Below are 20,210 nucleotides of genomic sequence, written 5' to 3'. Positions count from 1 at the left end.
TCTCCCGTGAAGCGCTAGAGGTACTGAAAAGGCACCTAGATAGTTACTTTATAAACTATTGTGGCAAAACTGTTATTTATCAGAAGGAAATGGCAAGTGATGTATATAACCACCGTGATGTATACACATCAGCGAGTCATAACTGTTGGTTTTTAGCGCAAGCAAAGGAGTGAGCGCCATGCATTTACCTATCTCGCGGCGGCGTTTTTTGATAGATAGCGGCAACGCGGCCCTGGGCGCAAGCATTGCCGGAGCACTACTGGCCGCTTGTGGTGGCCAATCGAGCGGCGCAAATGTCGAGTACTGGTATGGGCTGGATGATGGGAAACAGCGCAACTATATGAAAGCGCATGATATCGATGCCTTCAATAAAGCCAATCCTAATATCAACATCAATATCAGCTTTAAGCCAACTGCTGATGTTGATCGCCTCATTCAGATCGCTCTTTCTTCTGGCAAAGGTCCCGATATCGTGCCTACCCCCGGACCCGCGTATGCCCTGCAATATATCAATGCGAACTTGCTGCTCGACCTTAGTTCGTACGCAGACAAATACCATTGGAAGGACAAAATATCTCCATGGGCGCTCGACGCCGGACGCATCCATAACAAGCTTTACTCGCTTCCTGGCTCCTATCAGACACTCATCATCTACTACAACAAAACGCTTTTTAGTCAGAAGGGCTGGAAAGTCCCAACTAACAGAAGCGAACTAGAAGCCTTAGCCCAGGAAGCTCAGGGGCAGGGGATTATGCCTTTTATTGCCGGAAACGCTGACAGTCGACCCAGTTCAGAGTGGTATACGACCATGTTCTTCAACCACTATGCAGGACCACAAGCCGTCTACCAGGCGCTTACAGGTGAGATCCCCTGGACTGACCCGGTCTTTGTAGATGCTATTACCCTTCTACGCCAGTATTTCCAAAAAGGGTGGTTCGGTGGTGGCATCCAACAGTATTTTACCAATAAGTTTGATGCGCTAGACTCTGCCTTTGGCAAAGGGAAGGCGGCTATGGACGTAGAAGGAAGCTGGGCCTTCTCGAATTGGTCGTCCTATTTTGGGAAAGGAAACTCCGATATGGAGTATGACTGGTTCCCCATTCCTCCCTTGCGCGAAGGGGTACCATCCAATCTGTACGCGCTGGGGATCGGGTACACACTCTCCATTAAGGCCAGCAGCAAGACGGCGGACGCGGCGGCTACGTACCTGGACTGGCTCTACAGCACGCCACAACGCGCCGTGCAAGAAACAGCTGACATCAATTATCCACCACCACCCATACCGCTCAAGGCAACGGATTTTTCCTCGAACATTGATCCACGAGTGAAGAACCATTACCTGGCACTCAATCAGGCCGCGTCTCAAGGGAATTTCGGATACACAACCTGGACCTTCTGGCCCTCTAAGTCAGAAGTCGTTGCCTATGAGAGCCTGGATAAAGTGCTCACGGGCGATCTGACGCCAGCGCAGTTCTGCGCGCAGATGAACGACACTTTCCAGAAAGAGCGGGCGCAAGGAGTGGTGCCACCAATACCAAAGGGGCGGATCTAATGTTGTCAAAGCAGGCTCATCGTCAAGCCTCGCGGTCGATCACTGGCGCGCTCTCTTCCGAGCGCGTCAGCCGCGACCGTACCCAGCGTGGCGCACGCGGTAGAAAGCGGAAGCTGCTCGCGTGGGCTTTTATGCTTCCATTCTTTCTCGTCAATTTTGTCGTTGTCCTTGGGCCATCGCTCTCTACGTTCTACTACGCCTTTACCGATTGGTCGGGCATAGGTGTCGCTCACTTCGTGGGACTAGCGAACTTCGAGCATCTGTTACACGACATTGATTTTCACCAGGCGCTGATCTATAACCTGCTATGGGTCGTCATGTTTCTGACCGTCCCTATCGCAATGGGACTTGTGGGAGCCTTTCTGCTCTCACAAATCAAGCGCTTCCAGATGTTCTTCCGAGCGGTGTACTTCATCCCATACGTCATCGCCAGCGTCGTGAATGCCGCTATCTGGCAGCAGCTTCTGGACCCACAACAGGGGCTGGCGTTTGTGCTTGATCGTTTTGGCATTCACCTGTTGGATAATGTCTACTTTTTTGGGGATAAGAAGCTCGCCCTGGCCTCGGTGGCCTTTGTCGATAACTGGCATTTCTGGGGCTTCCTTGTCGTGATCTATCTGTCGGCAATGCAGGCGATTGATCCTGAACTCTATAACTCGGCGAGGGTGGATGGCGCAAACCGCTGGCGTCAGTTCTACCATATCACGCTACCCGGCATTCGCCCAGTGCTAGGACTCTCCCTCTTGCTGGTAACGGTCTGGTCACTGCTCGTCTTTGAGTATCCCTTTATCATTACACAGGGTGGCCCGGCTGGAGCTACTCAAGTAATGACCATCCTCCTATACAAAAACGCGTTCGCGCTCAATGAGGCTGGTTATGCAGCAGCGATGGGATTATGTGTGAGCGTTTTAGCGGCAATCGTCGCGTCCATCTTCGTTTTCATACGGCGGAAGGGGGTAGAGATTTGAAATCGCACGCAAAAAAATGGCAGCAACGTATATGGGGCTATTCGGCAGGCACCATCTATTATCTGCTCGCGATTGTGCTCGTGGTATTCTCGCTGGGGCCAGTGCTCATCTTGCTCTTTAACTCCTTGAAATCTGATAATGAGCTAGGGAGCAATCCCATCGGCCTTCCGCTCCAGCCGTTGCTAAGTAACTATGTCAATGCCTGGAATCAGGGAAATCTCGGCGTTACATTGCTCAATAGTGTCATCATTACCACCGGGACCATCATCGGTATATGGATTATTGCTGGGCTGGCAGCGTATGCCCTGGCTCATATGGATCTGCCGGGGGAAATGCCGTTCTTCTGTACCTGGTAATCTGCTTTGCCATCCCCTTTCAACTCTTTCTGGTTCCGCTCTACTTTCTCTGGAGTTCCCTCAATCTGACGGACAACTTACTAGGGTTAATTATCATCTACTGGGCAATCAATAGCCCCCTGGCGATTATGCTGTTGCGCTCCTTCCTTATCAGTATTCCGCGTGACTTTAGCGAGGCCGCGCGTATTGATGGAGCGAACGAATTGCAGGTCGCACTCCATGTTGTGATGCCACTCTCGCTGCCTGGCTTCCTCACTGTTGGCCTCGTGGCTGGCTTCGCTGCCTGGAACGAGTTCATTTACGCTATTACGTTCATTCAAGACAATTCGCTCCTACCCGTGTCGACAAGTTTCCTTTCGTTTCAGCAGTCCTTTCACCGCTACTGGGGACTCACCGACGCGGCTGGCGTCATTGTTATGCTCCCAGTTATCGTACTGTTCCTGTTCTTGCAGCGTCGTTTCATTGAAGGACTCGCTGCTGGTGGTTTGAAGTAAGGTGCTCTCGTTGTTCTAGAAAGGTCTACACATGTATCGCGGTCTCTACGTCGATAAGCCTCAAAGTGTTCGTATTCATGAAGAGCAGGAAGCTCCCCTGCAAACACACGAGGTACGCATTCGTACCACATTTGCCTCCGTCAAGCATGGAACGGAATTCCATCTCTTTAGCGGAGAATCCCCGTTTCAGGACAGGCGCTTTGATACCCAACGACGACTCTTCGTCAAGAAAGAGGAGGGGGAGCAGCCAGATATCTTCACCCAGCACTTTGTGGGCAACATGGTTGTCGGGACGGTGATCGAGATTGGTCAGGATGTGAGTAAGGTGCGCTTAGGGGATACCACTTATTGCTATGGGCCAGCCTGTGAGCTGGTCACAAAGACAGAGGAAGAAGTGGAGCTATTGCACGCTCCCATGAGCGCATGGGACGCTATGTGCCTGGACCCGGCATTGTTCGCCTTCGCGGCAGTGCGCGATTCCGGGGCGCGTTTAGGCAATAACGTCGTTGTCTTTGGCTTGGGAGCTATTGGTCTCTTCATTGTCCAGATGCTTCAACTCAGTGGTTGCGCCCACATTGTCGCGGTTGATCCGATTGAGAAACGACGCGCGCTCGCCAGGGGATTTGGAGCCACCACCGTTGTCGATCCCACTATTGAGGATATTGGCCTGATCACGCGAGAACTGTTTGATGGGCAGGGAGCGGATATCGCCATCGAAGCTAGTGGTAATTACCACGCATTACATGGCGCGATGCGGGCGGTTCGCAACTGCGCCCGTGTTGTCACGTTAGGCTACTACAAGGGAAGAGATGCCGTGCTCGAACTCGGAGCGGAGTGGCACCACAATCGGCTTGAATTGATCAGCAGCATGCCTGTCTGGAACAACCCATCCAGAGAGTATCCTCATTGGGATAGGCAACGCATCACACGCACTCTCGTAGACATGTTTCAGAAGAAGCGCCTGACTTCTGAAGGCATTATCGATCCTATCGTCCCATTCGCGGATGCCGCCACGGCCTTTCTCGACATTTATCACAATCCGGTCTATGCGATTAAACTAGGAATCAGTTTTTCGTCAGGAGGCGATACACAATCCTTGACAGCGAAGGGGGAATAGGACAATGAAGTCTATACATGAACCTCTTGCTCAACAGGCAATCGAGGTATTGCGGAAGAACTGGACAGGGACCTTCACTAAGCCCGGAGCGCTTCTCTACCACCACCAGTGGTCATGGGATTCGGCTTTCGTCGCCATTGGAACTGTCCACTATGATCAAGCACGAGCAGAGCAGGAACTACGCTCTCTCTTCCAGGGACAATGGGCCAATGGCTTGTTACCGCATATCATATTTGATCCTGACGCGACGATCAAATATTTTCCATCATTTGAGTTTTGGGAAACAGGGAGCAGTCTACAGGCTCCCCGAGATCAGCAGACATCAGGGATCGTACAGCCGCCAGTGCATGCGACAGCCATCTTGCACATCTATCGTCACGCGCAAGACACCTCGCGAGCGCTAGCCTTCCTGAAGGACATGTTCGCGAAGCTGCAAGCCTGGCACGCGTACCTCCATCGAGAGCGTGATCCACAGGGGGAGGGGCTGGTTTACATTCGTCATCCCTGGGAATCGCTGGATAATTCGCCCATCTGGGATACCATCTTGCGGCGTATGCGCCTGCGTCCAGAAGATATTCCAGCTTATACGCGCGTCGATACTCAAACTGTCAATGCTGCGGATAGGCCCAGCGACGAGGATTATGATCGCTATGCCTATCTGGTCAGGTTCTTCTCATCCAGGGGATACGATGAAGCAGAGATTCGCCTTGACTGCCCGTTCCTGGTGCAAGACGTGCTGTTCAATGCGTTGCTCTGCCAGGCTGACCGCGACCTAGCGGAGATCGCGCGCATCGTGGGAGAAGACCCGACACGCTTCGAGAAGTGGGCTCAACAGACATCCCAGGCGGTAAATAGCAAGCTCTGGGACGAGGAGCACGGAATCTATGTTGATTTTGATCTCGTAGAGAACAAACAGATTCACGTCCAGAGTGCGGCCGGCTTTCTGCCGCTTTTCGCCGGCATTCCTGACACAAATCGGGCTCAACGCATGTATAGTTACCTCAACTCGCGCTCCTTCTGCGGCCTGGATGAAGCCTGTTACGCGCTACCAAGCTACGACCGACAGGCACCCGATTTCTCGCCCAACCGTTACTGGCGTGGGCCTGTCTGGATAAATCTGGACTGGCTACTCTACCATGGACTACGTCGTTATGGGTTTCTTGAATACGCGCAACGTGTTCGCCAATCAGTCCTCGATCTCGTTCAGCAGCATGGCTTTTATGAGTACTACAACCCTCTCAATGGGGAGGGGCATGGCACACACCAATTCTCATGGACGGCCGCTCTGCTGCTAGACATGCTCTAATGACGGTTATTCTTGATCGTTCTGGGCCATTTGAAATTGCTCCTCATGCTTTATAAAGATGGACAACTGTTTTCAAGGGGGGAGCCCGCAGCAAGGAGTTTTTGAATACAAAGAAACCAGTGGGCAGTGACTCTATTGAGAAGTGGCATGTAAGGAAGTCATCAAGAACATGGTGAAGGACCAGGGATGATCGGCGAGACCCAAGGCCATGGCAGGAGTGCGGCGCTGATATCGTTGTGGCGTTGAGGACCTCGGAAGACGTAATGCCCGATGAGGATGTATCCAGTTGTGTTCAAAGAGTTGCAGATGGATCAAGGCATCGAAGGTACCATCACGTTTGGCAAAGGCATGGGTCTTGCGAGTGAGGGCATTGAGCCGATCGCGGAGCATGCCATTGACCCGCTCAATATGGACGGTTCCGGGTTGGGTGATCAGCTCGCCCAAGGCGGCACGGACCTCCACGGAGAGCAGTTTCCCATGCTCATCATGATGCTTGATGGTCTGCGTCAAGCGCACATGTGGGGGGACGACCAGTGGGGGCCGACCACGCTGGCCCAAGCGGGCCGGCTGACGATAGGCTCGAGTGAGGATCGCGGCATACCCCCGCCAGCCATCGCTGCACCAGTTCAATGGGCGGCCCTGCGTGCGCGCTACCGTGAGGATGACCGCTCGCTCGATGAGATCGTCGCCGATGCGTCCTGTGGCGCAGGCGGCAATGAAGCGGCTGGGGCGATCTTGCACGAGGCATCCCCAGCGTTCACCAGCATCAACTTCGTCGGGGGCTCCGTTTTTTTGTGCACGAAGGACCAAAACTCGTCGATTTCGACCGTCGAGAGGTGCAGGTCCTGCGTGAGGATGGCCGTCAAGGCTTCCGCATGCTCGCTTGCCCGTCGCAACCATTCGCCAATCGTTTCGTACTTGTGGCCCGTGATCTCTTCTGCCGCCCGCAGACTTCTCCGACGCATCACGACCAGGAGCGCTTGGGTCACCTCAGTTACTGGCGTATGGAGACGATACATCGGCGTGCCTTCCGTTTCCCCAAAGAAGCGGCCACATCCACGGCACTGGTAGCGCCGTCGTCCTTTGCTGCTGCCATTGCGAATGACGTGGGGCTGTTCACATGCAGGGTTGGGGCATGCTGGCAGGGATGATGTCGGTGTCATGGTCAGTCCTCCTGACCTCTATGTTACCACTTCTCTCAAGAGTCACTACCGAAATAACATTGCCGAGCCCGATTTACCAACGAGAAAAGAAACCAACATCTCAATAGCAGCCACTGGATTGGAAGAGAAAGGAAAGGGAAGCACCCGGGAAGCAATAGCAATCCCGGGTGCGACAGCGGAACCGACGGAACCGACGGGCGACGAACCACCGGTCGCCCCCTGGCATTAATCCCTCTTGAAAAGTTATTTGCTAACCTCGATGATATCCTGGTTTACACCCCGAAGTCAAGTTCTGAATACGCCCAATCTGGCGATCCATTTGAGCAGGCGCTTGATAATCCGGTCGTCGTTTCTTCTTACCAGCATCGACCAGACCTGGATCAACCGCAATGGAAAATTCCCGTCTCTGAATGGCCGAACGTGGTTCGCCGTGTTCTCGAGAATCGAGAGCCACTGCGCAAGGTTGCCTCGGATTACGGTGTCTCGTATGAAACAATCAGGCGCACGGTCAAGGTTGTTCAGAGAAGAAAAGGGTCTTGAGAGAGATGTTCAGGAAAGAAGGGACCCTTGAAGGGAACAGATGGCTTTCACTCGACAAACAGTGCGGGATGATGGTACACTTTTTTCCATGAAAAGGGAAACAGCAATACTGTTTGCAACGGAATGATATGGCTCACGAAACGAACTAATTGGGTCCCTGGCAATCCTGGCAACTCCTTCCGGTTGCTAGCTTCTTTTCCACGCTGACGGTTCCCTAAGTGGATCGTTGGCGGATGGGCACTCGATCTCTTTCTTGGAAAACAAACATGAGATCATGAGGACATCGATGTGCAGGCCCTCCGATCTCCTGCATTGGAGAGCCGTGAGTGGCCTCCTTCTCTTCCATTCACCATGGAAAAACTCTATAATAGAGGCGGCCCCTGGCATGGAGAGACGTGCCAGGTTCGCACGCTTCTTTTACCAAAGAAAAAGAAAACGATGAGAAGCGGACGAGAGGAGAAGACAGTGCCAGACGAGACCCCTCAACTAGGGCCGGGGATACGCCTTCCGATTATCTCGGGATGGAGAGCATATCCCGGGTATGAGCATCTTTGGTATAGAGATGCTGCATCGAATGGAGAGAAATTTCAAGCCTACGATACCATTCGGCGCCCCCATGGATACTTTTTTGTCCTTCCTAATGGCTTTGAGAAAGATCTCGAGAGAGAGCAACACATTATCGGCGTCCTCTGCCGGACGAATCGTGATAGAACAAGTGGTAATCGCCCTTGCGCCAGTATTTCCGGAATGCGGCGTATCCAAATCAAGGTTTTCACAGACACATCACTGCTCGAAGGCGAATGGATAACCGAGGTCAAAGACATTATCCCACCTGATATTGAGGACCAAGTTGCCCAGACCCGGGATGTCTTTAGTCGGTGGGTCGATCCCCAGGTCATGCATATTGGCTCACGAAACAGGATTGAAGCCGAAAACAACCCGGTGCGTTTCAGCCATGACCTGTGTAACGTTCTCGGCGGTTCGCTCCCAGAACATATGGTCAAGCAGGCCATGCAAACCGCTGATGTCGGAGTCCGGCTGGCACTTATCCGTGAGTGGATGGAAACACAGATTGCTCAAGATCCGGCCAAATCATTGACTGCCCGTTTCGATCAACTTGAGATTCCGCCAGATGTGCGTTCTAAGCTCAACATGGAGCTTTCACTCCTGGGATTTTCAACGACGAACAGTGCGGATCGTGAACGACTCATCACCTACCTGCAATTTGCCGCTTCGCTCCCATGGGGCGATCACGCTAAGCTCCCTGCGACGAGCCTTGCTGATGCACGCGTCGTTCTGGCCAGCGAACATGCAGGGCTCGAAAACGCGAAGCAGATGGTATATGATCAACTCGCCACATTGCTCTGGTGGAAACAGCTTTCCAGTCAAGCGAAGCCTGAGACGCCGCCTGCCCAACCACCCTTGCGCAATATGCTGCTGGTCGGTCCACCGGGCACGGGCAAAACGACCTTCCTCACATCTCTTGCCGCTGCGCTGGATCGACGAGTCGAGATTATTCCATGTGGTGGCATTGCGGAGATGGTTGCTCTGGGTGGTCTTGAACGTGGCTATATTGGAGCGCGTGTTGGGGCCATTATGGAAGCGGTGATGAGAGCAAAAACAGTTGGCTTTGTGCTCGGCTTTGATGAGATCGACAAAATGGGGCGAACGTACCGCGGTGATCCCTATAGTATTTTGATGGAGTTGACAGATCCGGTACGAAATACGCAGTTTACCGACCGCTATCTACAATTTCCATTTGATCTCTCGCAGGTGCTCATTATTGCCACCGCTAATACATTGGAGCCTATCCCCAGTTCTTTACGTGATCGTTTCGATGTTATCGAGTTTCGTGGCTATAGTTTGCAAGAAAAGCTGCACATGGCACGATCGTACATCCTGCCACGTTTGTACAAAACCCTCTCTCTTTCAACGAAGCATGTCTCCATTACAAAACCCGCGCTGGCCTGCATTATCGAAGAATATACCTACGAGTCGGGGGTTCGTGGACTCACCCGCACCCTCTTGACCCTCCTGCAACGCGTCCTGGCGGACCTGCTCGACTCTCCCACACACAAACGTATGAGCCCTTCAAAGGTGCACGAATATCTTGGGACCCCCACCGTTCTACGCAATCGGACACCATTAAAGGGGACCCCTGGATATAGTACGATACTGGCAATAGCGGGAGAGACGGGCATAGGGATAGTCAATGGCATGCAAGTATCACTCATCAAACCTGGCACAGGCGCATGTCTCTTCAGCGGCTTTGACGACAGCGTTGTGAAGGAAAGCATCCAGATAGCGTTATCGTATGTCAAGCTGCATGCTGAAGAGCTTGCAATCGATGTGTCAATCTTCTCTACACATGATATCCATATCCACTGCGATGAAATTGCTCACCGAAAAAGTGGACCATCTGCTGGCATTGCCATATTACTGGGGATCGTTTCAGCTCTATGCGAGATTGCTCTCCCAGAAAAATGGGCGGTGACGGGTGAGATCGCACTTGATGGGCGCATTCTTGTAGTAGGTGGCATTGCCGAAAAATTGGTCGCCGCCCATAGGGCAGGCGTGACCACCGTGCTTATTCCTCACGGCAATCGGGCCAATATTGCTGATATACCGGAAGACGTACGTACACAGCTCAAAATCATTCCGGTGGCGACCATACGCGAAGCGCTTGCTTCTGCTCTCCGGGTGGTCTAGGAAGGAAACAGGAGAGAGGCGTCCTGACTCAGGCCGTGTAGAAAATAGCACGGATGAGGAAAGGATGTCAGGAACAGTCAGAAGACGGGATCATCCACCATTTTAAGGAGTATCTCTTGATGAGGGAAGAGCACCTTGATGCTGTTATCGACCTGAACACTCAAGCTCGTTTCTATGAAAGCCAGGGAAAGTACATACAGGCCGAACCATTGTACCAGCAAGCACTCGCGATCTGCGAGCAGGAGGGCCCGGAGCACCCAGATACTGCAACCATCCTGAACAACCTGGCAAATCTCTATTGGAAGCAAGGCAAATATGAGGAGGCAGAGCCACTCTTTCGACGGGCTTTGATGATTTATGAGCAGCAATTGGGACCAACGCATCCTGACACGGCGGCCAGCCTGCACAATCTGGCCCTGCTCTTCGAGAGCCAAGGCAAGTATACAGAGGCAGAGCCCCTGTTGAAACGAGTGCTGGAAGTCTATGAGCAGCAATTAGGATCAGAGCATCTCGCTACGGCGACCAACCTGAACAGCTTGGCATCGCTCTATGAGTGCCAGGGGAGGTATGCAGAAGCAGAATCATTCTTTCAGCAAGCCCTGGCCATTCGAGAACAGCAGTTAGGGCCACAGCACCCCGATACAGCGACCAGCTTGCATGGCCTGGCAAGTCTCTATCAAAGGCAAGGCAAATACACAGAGGCCGAGCTGTCGTTTCGACGAGCCCTGACCATTCGAGAACAGCAGTTAGGGCTACAGCATCCCAACACAGCGGCAAGCTTGCACAACCTGACGGGTCTCTATCGGAGCCAGGGGAAGTACGCGGAAGCAGAACCCTTATACCAGAAAGTCCTGGCGGTCTGCGAGCAGCAGTTGGGACCAGAGCATCCAGACACGGCGGCGAGTCTGGGCAACCTGGCAGTCCTCTATAAAGACCAGGGGAAGTATGCAAAAGCGGAGCCGCTCTTTCAACGAGCGCTGGCGATCTGTGAGAAACAACTGGGGCCAGAGCATCCTCATACAGCGACGAGTCTGAATAACCTGGCGCTTCTCTATCAGAAACAAGGTAACTATGAGGAGGCGGAGCTGTTATTTCGACGCGCCCTGACAATTTATGAGCAGCAGCTCGGGCCAGAACACCCCAACGTAGTGGCTAGCCTGGGCAATCTGGCATCTCTTTACCGGAACCAGAGAAAGTACGCAGAAGCGGAGCCGTTCTTTCAGCGAGCGTTGGTAATCTGTGAACAGCGGTTGGGGCCACAACATTCCTGGACAGCTACAAGCTTAAACAACCTCGCAGAGCTCTATCGAGGTCAGGGGAAGTATGCAGAAGCAGAACCCTTATATCAGCGAGCGCTCGCAATCAGTGAGCAAAAGCTCGGACCAACGCATCCCGATACGGCCGCTGGCCTAAATAACCTGGCGCTTCTCTACCGGAGTCAGGGCAAATACGAGGAGGCAGAGCCGTTGCATCAACGAGCGCTGGCGATCCGCGAACGAGTTCTAGGGCCGGAGCATCCCGACACAGCAACCAGTTTGCACAATCTAGCAGTACTCTACCACATGCAGAATAACTACCAGAAAGCAGAGCCGCTGTACCAACGAGCGCTGGCGATCCGGAGGCGAGCCCTGGGGTCAGAGCATCCCGGCACGCAGGTCGTGCAGGCTAATTACGCTGCCCTGTTGCAGCGGAAACAGCCAGGGGAAGGTCGCTCAGAAAGCTCATAAGGTGCTCATGCAGGATACTGGCGAAGAGAAAGGAAGCCTGAATCGGCTTCTTATGAGAAAATCGATTTACAAGCCAGCGTTCGTCAATTCTTCTTTCAACGCACGCAGATTGCGGTTCTGCTCACGCAACGCTATCATGTAACTCGTCCATACCTCATGCTCACCAAGTCTTTCGTACAACACACGCATCTTCGTAAGATACTGACTAGCTGCCTGATAATTCTGACGACCATGCTGAGCGGTCAGTCGTTCAGCGTGCTGCTGATACAATTCAATGGCCTCACGCGGTCGCGTCTCTTCGGCAGATCCGGCAACCTGGAGAGCAATGTTGCCGAATCTATAATAGCCATAGCCGGGAGCTTCGTAGGCATAACCGTAGCTATCCTTCTTTGCCATCCCTTTCAGCAATTGCAAGGCGTGATCGATGTCCCCTTCGTCTAAGGCAATCTGGATCAGGAGCGTGACATTCTTGCCTTGCTCCAAAAAAGCGAGGAGCTGCGGTTGAAGCGTCTCCCAGCGATTGAGCTTCCTGGCGATATTGCGGATCTCCCGAAAGCGGTTGAGAAGTGGCTGCACGCGGAACACCATTTCGGCCATCTCCAGCTCGGCCCCAAGATTCCCCCTGTCCCGATAGTATTTTTGCAGCCATTCCAGGAGGTGTAGAACCGGTTTCTCCTGAACACGGGTTTTCGCCAGACGCTCAGCTTCGACATCGTGTCTATGCTGGATGAACAGACCGGCCAATCCGAGGAATACAAGATCCTCGACCTGCCGCGTCTCCCTGGTCGCCTCGTCAATACGCCCAAGTGTCAAAAGCCGATCAATCAGGTCAGTAGTGCGCCCGGTTTCGCGACAGATGCGTAGGTAGGCTTCGTCGTCGATTGTCTCTTTTTCTAGATCCAGCCAGAGCTTTCCATAGGCTTGACGCCGTGAACCAGTGCGTGCTTCTTCTTCTCCGCCCAGAATCTTGCGAATCCGTGTTGCGAGTGTGTGGCGTTCCAGCGGCGTGGTGTAGCGGACAAGTTGATCAGCGGCGCTGGAATCAAGGCCGTGCCCATCATCTGCATGCAAGTCATGCTGGTAGATCTCAAACAACACCTCGATGCTCTTCTCACGCGCCACTCGATCGGTCCGTTCGTTCGTTCGCAAAAATGGTGCCCAGCGCTTCAATACATGCTGTGACAAACTCCTCCAATCCTTCCTCTTCGGGATAGTACTCTTCTTCTTCATAGTAGCCATCGTATTCAGCTTCTTCTTCGTAGTAGAGGTGAGACTGCTCAAAGATTTCTGTCACCAGCGTTTCATAGATGGTGGTCGCACCAAGATAGTCCCGTTGTTGTGCCAACTTCTCGGCAGCCTCTTTTACTGCTTGCAATCCCTGCGTAATACGTGGAATATCGCGTTGAAAAGCGTCAGCCACCTGACGACGATAGATTGTTGGATGGACTGAGAGGATTTTTTGCGCCGGACGAAGGAGGTAGCCATCAGGATGACGCACCCAAAATTGCCGCATATGCCAGGGATACTCGGCGAGTGGGTGCACGATGTCAGCCTCAGCCTGTTGTGCCTGATGATAGATGGCATCGATGTTCTCTACCAGAAGGACGATCTCAACGCCACTGCCTCGCTGCCCTGGTGGAAGAAGATGTGAACGCTCGGTCTCCCAAGTATGGGGTATCGTCTGCTGCCAGTTGAATACAGGTCTCATCACGTGACAATTCCGCATACTCATTGGCGTCGCGGGCGGTAACATGAAAACCCAGGACGTTCTCAAACCACGTGATGGATTGCTCGAAGTTGCTCACACAAAGTTCGACCCAACTTGCTCTGGTCATTGTTCAGTCACCTTTCACCTGTATGTTGCAGTTCTGATGCAGAGAGTATATCCTGGAATGTTTTCACTGTTCTGTTCGTTTAGCGTTTGCCAGTGTGGGTTGATGACCAACCAAACAGCGCGCGCAAGCGCTGGCCTGGATTGAACTTGAAAACCCAGCTTTTCGGCTCGGGGCGGACAAAAAAGCCGCCAAAACCTGGCAACGTGACGCTTTCTCCCGCTTTGAAAGCTTCATACAATGTTTCAATGACGCCATCAACCCAGGCTGTCGCTGTCGCTTCATCCGTGTCCATACGTGTAGCCAGCCGGCGGGCAACGTCTTCTTTCTTAATCCGTTCTGCCATGAGATCTTCTCTATCTTTCACTCAAAACAAGCAGAAAAGCACTTTCCATTTGATTGTTGCGTGGTACTTTGTCTTCTCTGCTCATAGCAGAGTATACTTTGTACGCTCATGTAGCAAAGCATTGCCCTTTCTCCAGGTTGCTTCTCAGATAGTGTCTGAAAGCGATCATCTTGCAGTCTATGAGCATGAGGTGCATCACGATGGGGTCTACAAACGTGTCAACTGGAGAGATTTGCGAAGTACATGCTGCTTTTATCAATTATTCTCCATTCATGCCGCCTCGTGAAAATGCCGATTTCATGGAAATCAAACACTATCTCACAGGTTGTCTGGGGAGAATAGCCCTATTGTAGCATAGCAGACGAGATGTGGGAGATATGTTCTGATGAGGCAAAAACCGAGTGTGTGATAGCAAATGCCCGCGTCCAATGTTGTGTGATATGCTGTAATGGTCTTGAAGCGAGAGGTGGAAGAGGAGTCAGTGAAACCGCTTGAGTTTCTGACTGATAGACAGGAAGCAAACTCCATGAGGAAAGATTTGAGCGCTCCTTCTCTGGCAATAGCCGTCGCTGTTTACGTACCAGAACAATACGCCAGACTCTTAGCTACGGCAGAAGACGCCAGTGATTTGGAGACAACCTGGCAGGAGTGGTACCAGGTTTTGCAGGACACCAAGCAAAAGATGGCGGCGCTTGGTATGTATCCGATTGATGTGACTGTTGATGTGGACGAACTAGAAGCCTATTGTCAGCGGCAGGGACTTCCCAATACGAGTAGCACACGCGCTGAGTATGCCGCTCACCTGTTGTCCGAGCAGCATCAGCACCAGGCGCAACACCAGCAACAACGGCCATCGCAGCAGCAGCGAACGAAGAAAAAGAAGCGCCGAAGGCGATGAATGAGAAACCATCCTGTTACTGGTGTTGCCATGGTTCGCCTATTGCTACGCGACTACGGGAAAAAGAATGGCTCGTCCCTGATAGATACCAGGCACTCATCTAATGGCAGGTCCGTATACAACTCTACCCATTGCCCAGTGTGGCGTGGAAACGAGAGGTGAAAGCGATTGTCGCGCGAGTACTCTATACGCGCGCATTTTACCTCAAAACTCGCTACCCGGGCATCTGGATCTGGAACACGATAGGTTGCACAGAGATAAAAATAGCGCTGATACCACTTTCCATACAGATCGACGATATAATTGAACTGTGGATTATCAGCTGGTGGTTGGATATACTGTGGCTTCAAAACCGTCTCGATTAGATCATTCGCCTTTGTGCTAACTTCCGCTTTGACGGCTTCTGGTACTCCACCTCGATTTGGCTTTGAACCAGGTGTACCGAACATCCATGGTGGTTGTTTCTTTGTCATGCACTTTTCTCTCCTGCTCTCTCATAAGATTACCACATGGAATTGACTCGTTTTGAAGGAGTATCAGAACAGAAGAAAGAGTTCAGCGCTTCAAGGACGATGATGAAGATGAGGTTATCTCCCCTGAACCATAGTAGCCTGGAGCAGACTCCTCTGGAGAGGAGGGAACTCGACCGTGGCAGATTCTAGAAGAGAAGAGCAAAAACAGACCCGCAATAGGATCGCCATTGCGGGTCTGATCACGGAACCGACGGAACCGACGGGCGACGAACCACCGGTCGCACCTGGCCTTGATCCCCATCGAGAAGGTATTTTCTAGTCACAATGATATTCTCGTCTCTACGCCGAAATCGAGTGCAGATTATGCCCCATTTGAACAGACCATTGATACTCCAACAGGCATTCCTGTATCGCAACGACGCCCAGGACCAGATGCGCCACCATGGAAAATTCCTGTTTCCGAGTGGGCGAACGTAGTACGCCGTGTTGTTGAGAATCAAGAACCACTGCGCAAGGTTGCAGTGGAGTATGGTGTCTCGCATGAGACGGTTCGACGCGTGATCAATGCTGCTCGGAAGAGAACAAGCGCATCTATTTATGCACCAGAACCTCGAAAGCCAGATTGAGTTTCCCCCACTTCGGGAGCAGCCTCGGTTCGACAAGAACATGGATCGCAAGCATTTCATCTGGGAAGATAAGTAGGAACAAAAGCACGCTGCTCGATCAGGAAAACAGGAGAGGACGGCATGGAGCCAATACTATTGCGCTCGCTATACACCTTCAATTGTGCTAGTAATGAGCGAGCTCATTACTAGCACAATTGTGCATATTCTATCATGAGATTTGTGGCATTTACACTTTGTGACAGAATCACGACAATTTAGTGATAATGGTGCGACAGAAGCAACCTATATTTATAGAAACGATACGCAGCACTCGACAAACATGAGGGAAGGAATACGTAATGTCTCACGTTTCTGAAGAGGTTCTCCCATCTAAAGAGCAATCATTCACGCGGTCCACATGGGGATGGCAAAAAATTCTCTCGATATCTTTCGCGCTGATATCTCTCGCTACGCCTCTTATCTTCGTTATAGAATTTATCATAAATGGGCTGCTCAGGCCTGGATATTCGCCTATTCGCCAGCCGATTAGTGGCTTGGAACTGGGGCTGCTGGGCTGGACGCAAAGCCTAACGTTCGTGATTTGCGGCCTGTTCCTTCTCATTGCGGCAGTGGGAGCCTACCAGGCGCTCTCCCCCATTCTGGGCAAGATCCGCTCCAGGATCAGCCTGATGCTAATGATCCATTTCAGCGTAAAAAAGCTTTCAGCTTGGAGAAGGTTTCTTCGCTATGACTCGCTTGATGATCCGGCGTTTGGCCAAAGGGTGACCTTTTCCAACCAGCTCTAAGCGTAATTCTTTACAGCAAATAAATATTGCAATATGAAAGGTTTTTTTATGGTACACGCTAAAATATCAGAGAAGGCTGTCTCTCCCAAAGCCAAAATCCCTGTACACGTCCAGTTGATCGTCTTCTTCGTGCTTAGTTTCGTGATTGCCTGGCTAGCCTGGCTACCAGCTATGTTGAATCCCATGGCTCCCCAGCCCCTCTCAATCTTGGGACTCTTTGCGCCAGCCATGTCGGCGGTCATTGTGGTATGGTGGGCACAAGGAAAGGCAGGCGTTGTCGCGCTTTTCAAACGCTATACAATCTGGCGTTTCTCCATTGGCTGGTATCTTTTGGCGCTGTTGCTGATGCCCACCATCTACATGATTGCACTCGTTGTCACTCTATTGAGCACCCACGGTTCCTTCTCGAACCTGTTTTTTGCGAATTCGCCGCTCTTTATCCTGGTGGCGTATGTCTACCTCATGGTTATCAACTCAGGTGAGGAGATCGGTTGGCGTGGATTTGCCCTACCCTTGTTGCAGTCAGTGCTGCCTGGGCCAGTAACAGCGGGCCTGATGCTTGGTCTCATATGGGGGCTCTGGCACCTTCCTCTCTACATCAATCCAGAGGTGGCCACGATGCCTTACCCACTCTTTCTTGTGCTTACTGTTGGCCTTTCACTCATTTACACCCATCTCTTCAATAGATCCACGGGCAGTCTGTGGACAGTAGTTATGCTACACGCGGCGACTGATGTACTTCCTCGCATTCTCCAGTTAGCACAGGTTGGTCTACAATTCTGGGTCGTTACAACTATCCTGGTCTGGCTTGTGGCGCTCGGCCTATCCTTTCTTCTGCGTAACACGACACCTGTGATAGGGCCCTACATAGAGAGGAAAGGAGAGCCAATTGGTCGTATTCACACGACAACTTACGAGGTACAACTCTTTGCAGGCAATGACATAAAACATCGACAAGTCGTCGTGCTCGGGCCAAATTCCCCAACCTCCTAATCGCACGACGAGGCAATATTGGTACTATGTGGTCTGCTTGTCCATCCTACGTCGAACTGATTAGCGTAGAGAGACGGAGCAACGTTCGATGTTCGGAAGGGCGAATCCACAAGAGGTCTTCCTCGGGCTCACTCAGCTCCTCAAGGCATCGAGCGACAGACGAGCCAGAAACTCTCGTTCGAGCAGCCGGAAGAGGCGTTCCGGTTACTGGGCGAAGGGATGTCGCTGAGGCAGGTGGCCCGGCAGTTCGGCATCAACCCCGAGTTGTTTCGGCACTTGGTCAGGAGGCACAAGCCGTCATAAAAAAACATGGCGCCGACAGTCGATGCGTGTCGGCGTGTCCCACTGGGGGAGCGAGACGAAGCCGACGGGATTCTCTTTACCTCGTCCAGGTTATGCCGCTCCCGATGGCAGTCCGCCTGCTCGCGTAGAGCCTCACGTTGGGAAAGACAGCGCGACTATTACGAGTACCATCTGAAGGCGCGCGACAACATACGGGGGGATGTACGGGGATCACGCGGGCTTACCTGGAATCAGGCTATTCATATGCTGCCGCCCAAATACGAGGAAACACTGGGGTCGATCTAGCCACATTCGCGCGCGAGGCCGGCTTTAACCTACCGAAATTTCCGACCGACATCAAAGAGTATTAGAAGAACCCGTCGCGCCGTGAAGGGAAACAACAAGGAGAGGGCATGACCTTGCGCATTCCTGACCTGGTATTCAATTGTTTGACCAGTTAATTAATAATTACGGTGGAAAAACTCTCACCTATCTACCAGCGACGATAGAAGATATGCGGCCCCCTATTGAAGCAGCTGACGAAATTGTCTTCAACATTGGTCGCACTGGACTCACACCGGGTTCATTAACAGCGCAAGAGTTCCAATTCGTAATGGAAAATGCTCACATTCTGATGAAAACAACCTTTTTGTTTGGACCTAAGTTTTGGCCAAATAAATGGCGACATGCGCAGGAGCGACGAAGGTTTGGAAAGGGCTGAGTAAGACAGGAGCCAGCGGAGCATCCTGATTGAGTCCGATCTGACGGACGCGCCCCCACGCATCAAGGAGGAGAAAGCCACTGATATGAAAAACATCGCGTACCAAACGCAAAGGTCCGTAGTGCTGCACCGCAGAGGTCGTTACGACCAACCACTCTTGTGCCCAGACGAGCACATTGTGGACCAGGCTGCCCAAGAGCATAACCATCTGTTGCGCTTCAAACCGCTTTTTGCTGCGCTTGCCGAGGGCACCCCCCTGTTTGTCGCCTTTGAACGAGGTTTCGACCCCACCTCCACGCTGATCGTAGAGACGCAGGTGGGCAAGCAGCAGATCCTTGACAGGATCAAGACTGTGGACAAGCAGGCCATCACTCAGTTCTTCAACCTCATCGGGCAGCAGGCTGCAGATCAGGACCGCGATGCCCCACTGTCCATTAGGTTTGCGCTTACGAACTGCGATGCGCCTCACAGGCCGCACATACTCCGGCGCTTCCACTTCGACCCATCCCACTTGCCGCCCCGGCTCATCGGGATCGTCAACCCAACGGGTCACGGAAGCTGCCAGGCGAGTCGCACGTTGGCCGGAGTAATCCTTGCACAGGATCTGGTAGCCTTGGGTGAGCGACCAGTTCACATCGTTCATGCTGCCACCCCCAGCATCCACCCGCAACAGGGTGCGCGCGCGTTTCGCGCCATTAAGGTCCAGGATCTCCTCGGCAGCTTGAACCAGAGGCACAAACGCCTCGGACAGTTTGGTCCGGCCCTCAAAGAGTTGATCGACGACGACTTCCCCGTAGCGGGTCGCCAGGACACGGCCCAATTGCCGTCCACGGCGGTTGCGCGCCCCAGCAAAGTAGCCTTTGGTAGCCAGAGCAGCCTTTTTGCCACACGGCAGACCCGTGAGATCAACATCCAGGATTTGAAATTGCCGATGGTAGTCATGCCGATAGCCTTGGCTGTGTTGGCGATACATCAGCTTCATCGCGTGCTCCATTTGCTTCACCGTCTCGGCGGTACAGGCAGAGAGCGTTTCCTGGACGACCGATTGCTCGGCGCAGCGCGTCCGTCCAAACGCGTGTTGCAGCGCACGATCGCTCCTCAAGCGGCTGTTGATCTCCACCAGCCCTGTGGCTCCCGCCAGGATACTGATGAAGGCATCGGACAGTTTCTCAAAGGGCGTGTCTTTCACGGTCTTCTGCGGGATCTGAACGAGCTTTCGGATCGGTGCCAGCAGATCCAGGGTGCGTAGTTTGATGCCCAGTGCGGCTAGGCTCGCACATCCGGTAAAACGTTGGGTCAGTTTCATCGTAGATTCTGTCATG

At 52.6% G+C, this 20,210-nt stretch carries 23 protein-coding genes; 14 read left to right on the top strand and 9 right to left on the bottom strand.

Translation table 11 applies throughout. The annotated features are described in order from the left end of the window. Window positions 1-178: 178 nt before the first annotated feature. Genes JMJ16_RS27420 through JMJ16_RS27395 form a run of 6 tightly spaced genes read left to right on the top strand, consistent with a single transcriptional unit; the run spans window position 179 to window position 5,793 of the window. A complete protein-coding gene (locus tag JMJ16_RS27420; protein WP_201380089.1) occupies window positions 179-1,552 on the top strand; it encodes an ABC transporter substrate-binding protein in 1,374 nt (457 codons plus the stop codon). Further along, on the top strand, window positions 1,552-2,520 hold the full coding sequence (locus tag JMJ16_RS27415; protein ID WP_201386751.1) for a carbohydrate ABC transporter permease: 969 nt from the start codon (window positions 1,552-1,554) through the stop codon (window positions 2,518-2,520). Before JMJ16_RS27420 ends, JMJ16_RS27415 begins: the two co-directional genes overlap by 1 nt. Continuing rightward, a complete protein-coding gene (locus tag JMJ16_RS27410) occupies window positions 2,517-2,876 on the top strand; it encodes a hypothetical protein (protein ID WP_201386749.1) in 360 nt (119 codons plus the stop codon). The genes JMJ16_RS27415 and JMJ16_RS27410 overlap by 4 nt, the downstream gene beginning before the upstream one ends. Beyond that, window positions 2,795-3,370, top strand: coding sequence for a carbohydrate ABC transporter permease (locus JMJ16_RS27405; protein ID WP_201386748.1), 576 nt, complete (start codon window positions 2,795-2,797; stop codon window positions 3,368-3,370). Before JMJ16_RS27410 ends, JMJ16_RS27405 begins: the two co-directional genes overlap by 82 nt. Before the next feature lie 31 nt (window positions 3,371-3,401). Next, window positions 3,402-4,487, top strand: coding sequence for a zinc-binding alcohol dehydrogenase (locus JMJ16_RS27400; protein ID WP_201386746.1), 1,086 nt, complete (start codon window positions 3,402-3,404; stop codon window positions 4,485-4,487). A gap of 4 nt (window positions 4,488-4,491) precedes the next feature. Continuing rightward, a complete protein-coding gene (locus tag JMJ16_RS27395; protein WP_201386745.1) occupies window positions 4,492-5,793 on the top strand; it encodes an amylo-alpha-1,6-glucosidase in 1,302 nt (433 codons plus the stop codon). A 132-nt stretch (window positions 5,794-5,925) separates the two neighbouring features. On the opposite strand, the gene JMJ16_RS27390 is transcribed toward JMJ16_RS27395, so the two are convergent. Both JMJ16_RS27390 and JMJ16_RS27385 read right to left on the bottom strand, forming a co-directional pair. Continuing rightward, on the bottom strand, window positions 5,926-6,534 hold the full coding sequence (locus tag JMJ16_RS27390; RefSeq protein WP_236601722.1) for a hypothetical protein: 609 nt from the start codon (window positions 6,532-6,534) through the stop codon (window positions 5,926-5,928). Beyond that, window positions 6,444-6,956: an IS1 family transposase gene (locus JMJ16_RS27385; RefSeq protein WP_201386743.1), complete on the bottom strand. Its 513-nt coding sequence runs from the start codon at window positions 6,954-6,956 to the stop codon at window positions 6,444-6,446. The genes JMJ16_RS27390 and JMJ16_RS27385 overlap by 91 nt, the downstream gene beginning before the upstream one ends. Here JMJ16_RS27385 and JMJ16_RS27380 point away from each other — a divergent pair. After that, the gene (locus JMJ16_RS27380) at window positions 6,955-7,185 is read left to right on the top strand and encodes a hypothetical protein (RefSeq protein WP_201386741.1); all 231 of its coding nucleotides are present in this window, start codon (window positions 6,955-6,957) and stop codon (window positions 7,183-7,185) included. The two genes, JMJ16_RS27385 and JMJ16_RS27380, sit on opposite strands and share 2 nt — an antisense overlap. A gap of 21 nt (window positions 7,186-7,206) precedes the next feature. Here the strand turns inward: JMJ16_RS27380 and JMJ16_RS27375 are convergent, their stop codons facing one another. Continuing rightward, window positions 7,207-7,410, bottom strand: coding sequence for a hypothetical protein (locus tag JMJ16_RS27375; RefSeq protein WP_201386740.1), 204 nt, complete (start codon window positions 7,408-7,410; stop codon window positions 7,207-7,209). A 551-nt stretch (window positions 7,411-7,961) separates the two neighbouring features. Here JMJ16_RS27375 and JMJ16_RS27370 point away from each other — a divergent pair. Both JMJ16_RS27370 and JMJ16_RS27365 read left to right on the top strand, forming a co-directional pair. Then, a complete protein-coding gene (locus JMJ16_RS27370; RefSeq protein WP_201386738.1) occupies window positions 7,962-10,205 on the top strand; it encodes a S16 family serine protease in 2,244 nt (747 codons plus the stop codon). 119 nt (window positions 10,206-10,324) lie between these two features. Next, entirely contained in the window at window positions 10,325-11,932 is a 1,608-nt protein-coding gene (locus JMJ16_RS27365; protein ID WP_201386730.1) for a tetratricopeptide repeat protein, read from the top strand. Window positions 11,933-11,998: 66 nt separating this feature from the next. Here JMJ16_RS27365 and JMJ16_RS54655 read toward each other — a convergent pair whose 3' ends face one another. From JMJ16_RS54655 to JMJ16_RS27355, 4 genes are all read right to left on the bottom strand, one after another. Then, window positions 11,999-13,117, bottom strand: coding sequence for a hypothetical protein (locus tag JMJ16_RS54655; protein ID WP_236601721.1), 1,119 nt, complete (start codon window positions 13,115-13,117; stop codon window positions 11,999-12,001). Further along, complete coding sequence (locus JMJ16_RS54650) at window positions 13,044-13,643, bottom strand: glyoxalase/bleomycin resistance/extradiol dioxygenase family protein (RefSeq protein ID WP_236601720.1); 600 nt, start codon at window positions 13,641-13,643, stop codon at window positions 13,044-13,046. The genes JMJ16_RS54655 and JMJ16_RS54650 overlap by 74 nt, the downstream gene beginning before the upstream one ends. Next, window positions 13,543-13,767: a VOC family protein gene (locus JMJ16_RS57280; RefSeq protein ID WP_374229091.1), complete on the bottom strand. Its 225-nt coding sequence runs from the start codon at window positions 13,765-13,767 to the stop codon at window positions 13,543-13,545. The genes JMJ16_RS54650 and JMJ16_RS57280 overlap by 101 nt, the downstream gene beginning before the upstream one ends. 79 nt (window positions 13,768-13,846) lie before the next feature. Beyond that, a complete protein-coding gene (locus tag JMJ16_RS27355; protein ID WP_201386728.1) occupies window positions 13,847-14,110 on the bottom strand; it encodes an HU family DNA-binding protein in 264 nt (87 codons plus the stop codon). A gap of 526 nt (window positions 14,111-14,636) precedes the next feature. On the opposite strand from JMJ16_RS27355, the gene JMJ16_RS27350 reads away from it, so the two are divergent. Continuing rightward, window positions 14,637-15,008 (top strand): hypothetical protein, encoded by a 372-nt coding sequence (locus JMJ16_RS27350; protein ID WP_201386727.1) that lies wholly within the window; start codon window positions 14,637-14,639, stop codon window positions 15,006-15,008. A 53-nt stretch (window positions 15,009-15,061) separates the two neighbouring features. Here JMJ16_RS27350 and JMJ16_RS27345 read toward each other — a convergent pair whose 3' ends face one another. Next, window positions 15,062-15,481: a hypothetical protein gene (locus tag JMJ16_RS27345; RefSeq protein WP_201386726.1), complete on the bottom strand. Its 420-nt coding sequence runs from the start codon at window positions 15,479-15,481 to the stop codon at window positions 15,062-15,064. Between the two features lie 175 nt (window positions 15,482-15,656). Between JMJ16_RS27345 and JMJ16_RS27340 the strand changes: the two genes are divergently transcribed. The 4 genes from JMJ16_RS27340 (at window position 15,657) to JMJ16_RS27320 (ending at window position 18,473) form a co-directional block, all read left to right on the top strand. After that, window positions 15,657-15,800, top strand: a complete 144-nt coding sequence (locus JMJ16_RS27340) for a hypothetical protein (protein WP_201386724.1) — start codon at window positions 15,657-15,659, stop codon at window positions 15,798-15,800. A gap of 645 nt (window positions 15,801-16,445) precedes the next feature. Next, a complete protein-coding gene (locus tag JMJ16_RS27335) occupies window positions 16,446-16,892 on the top strand; it encodes a DUF998 domain-containing protein (RefSeq protein ID WP_201386722.1) in 447 nt (148 codons plus the stop codon). 48 nt (window positions 16,893-16,940) lie between these two features. Beyond that, window positions 16,941-17,885: a CPBP family intramembrane glutamic endopeptidase gene (locus JMJ16_RS27330; protein WP_201386720.1), complete on the top strand. Its 945-nt coding sequence runs from the start codon at window positions 16,941-16,943 to the stop codon at window positions 17,883-17,885. Window positions 17,886-18,194: 309 nt separating this feature from the next. Beyond that, window positions 18,195-18,473 (top strand): hypothetical protein, encoded by a 279-nt coding sequence (locus JMJ16_RS27320; RefSeq protein WP_201386718.1) that lies wholly within the window; start codon window positions 18,195-18,197, stop codon window positions 18,471-18,473. Between the two features lie 353 nt (window positions 18,474-18,826). On the opposite strand, the gene JMJ16_RS27315 is transcribed toward JMJ16_RS27320, so the two are convergent. Continuing rightward, window positions 18,827-20,209: a transposase gene (locus JMJ16_RS27315; protein ID WP_201377970.1), complete on the bottom strand. Its 1,383-nt coding sequence runs from the start codon at window positions 20,207-20,209 to the stop codon at window positions 18,827-18,829. Window position 20,210: the final 1 nt, after the last annotated feature.

Source organism: Ktedonobacter sp. SOSP1-52 (genome assembly GCF_016587395.1).
This window is presented reverse-complemented; position numbering and strand designations above follow the sequence as displayed.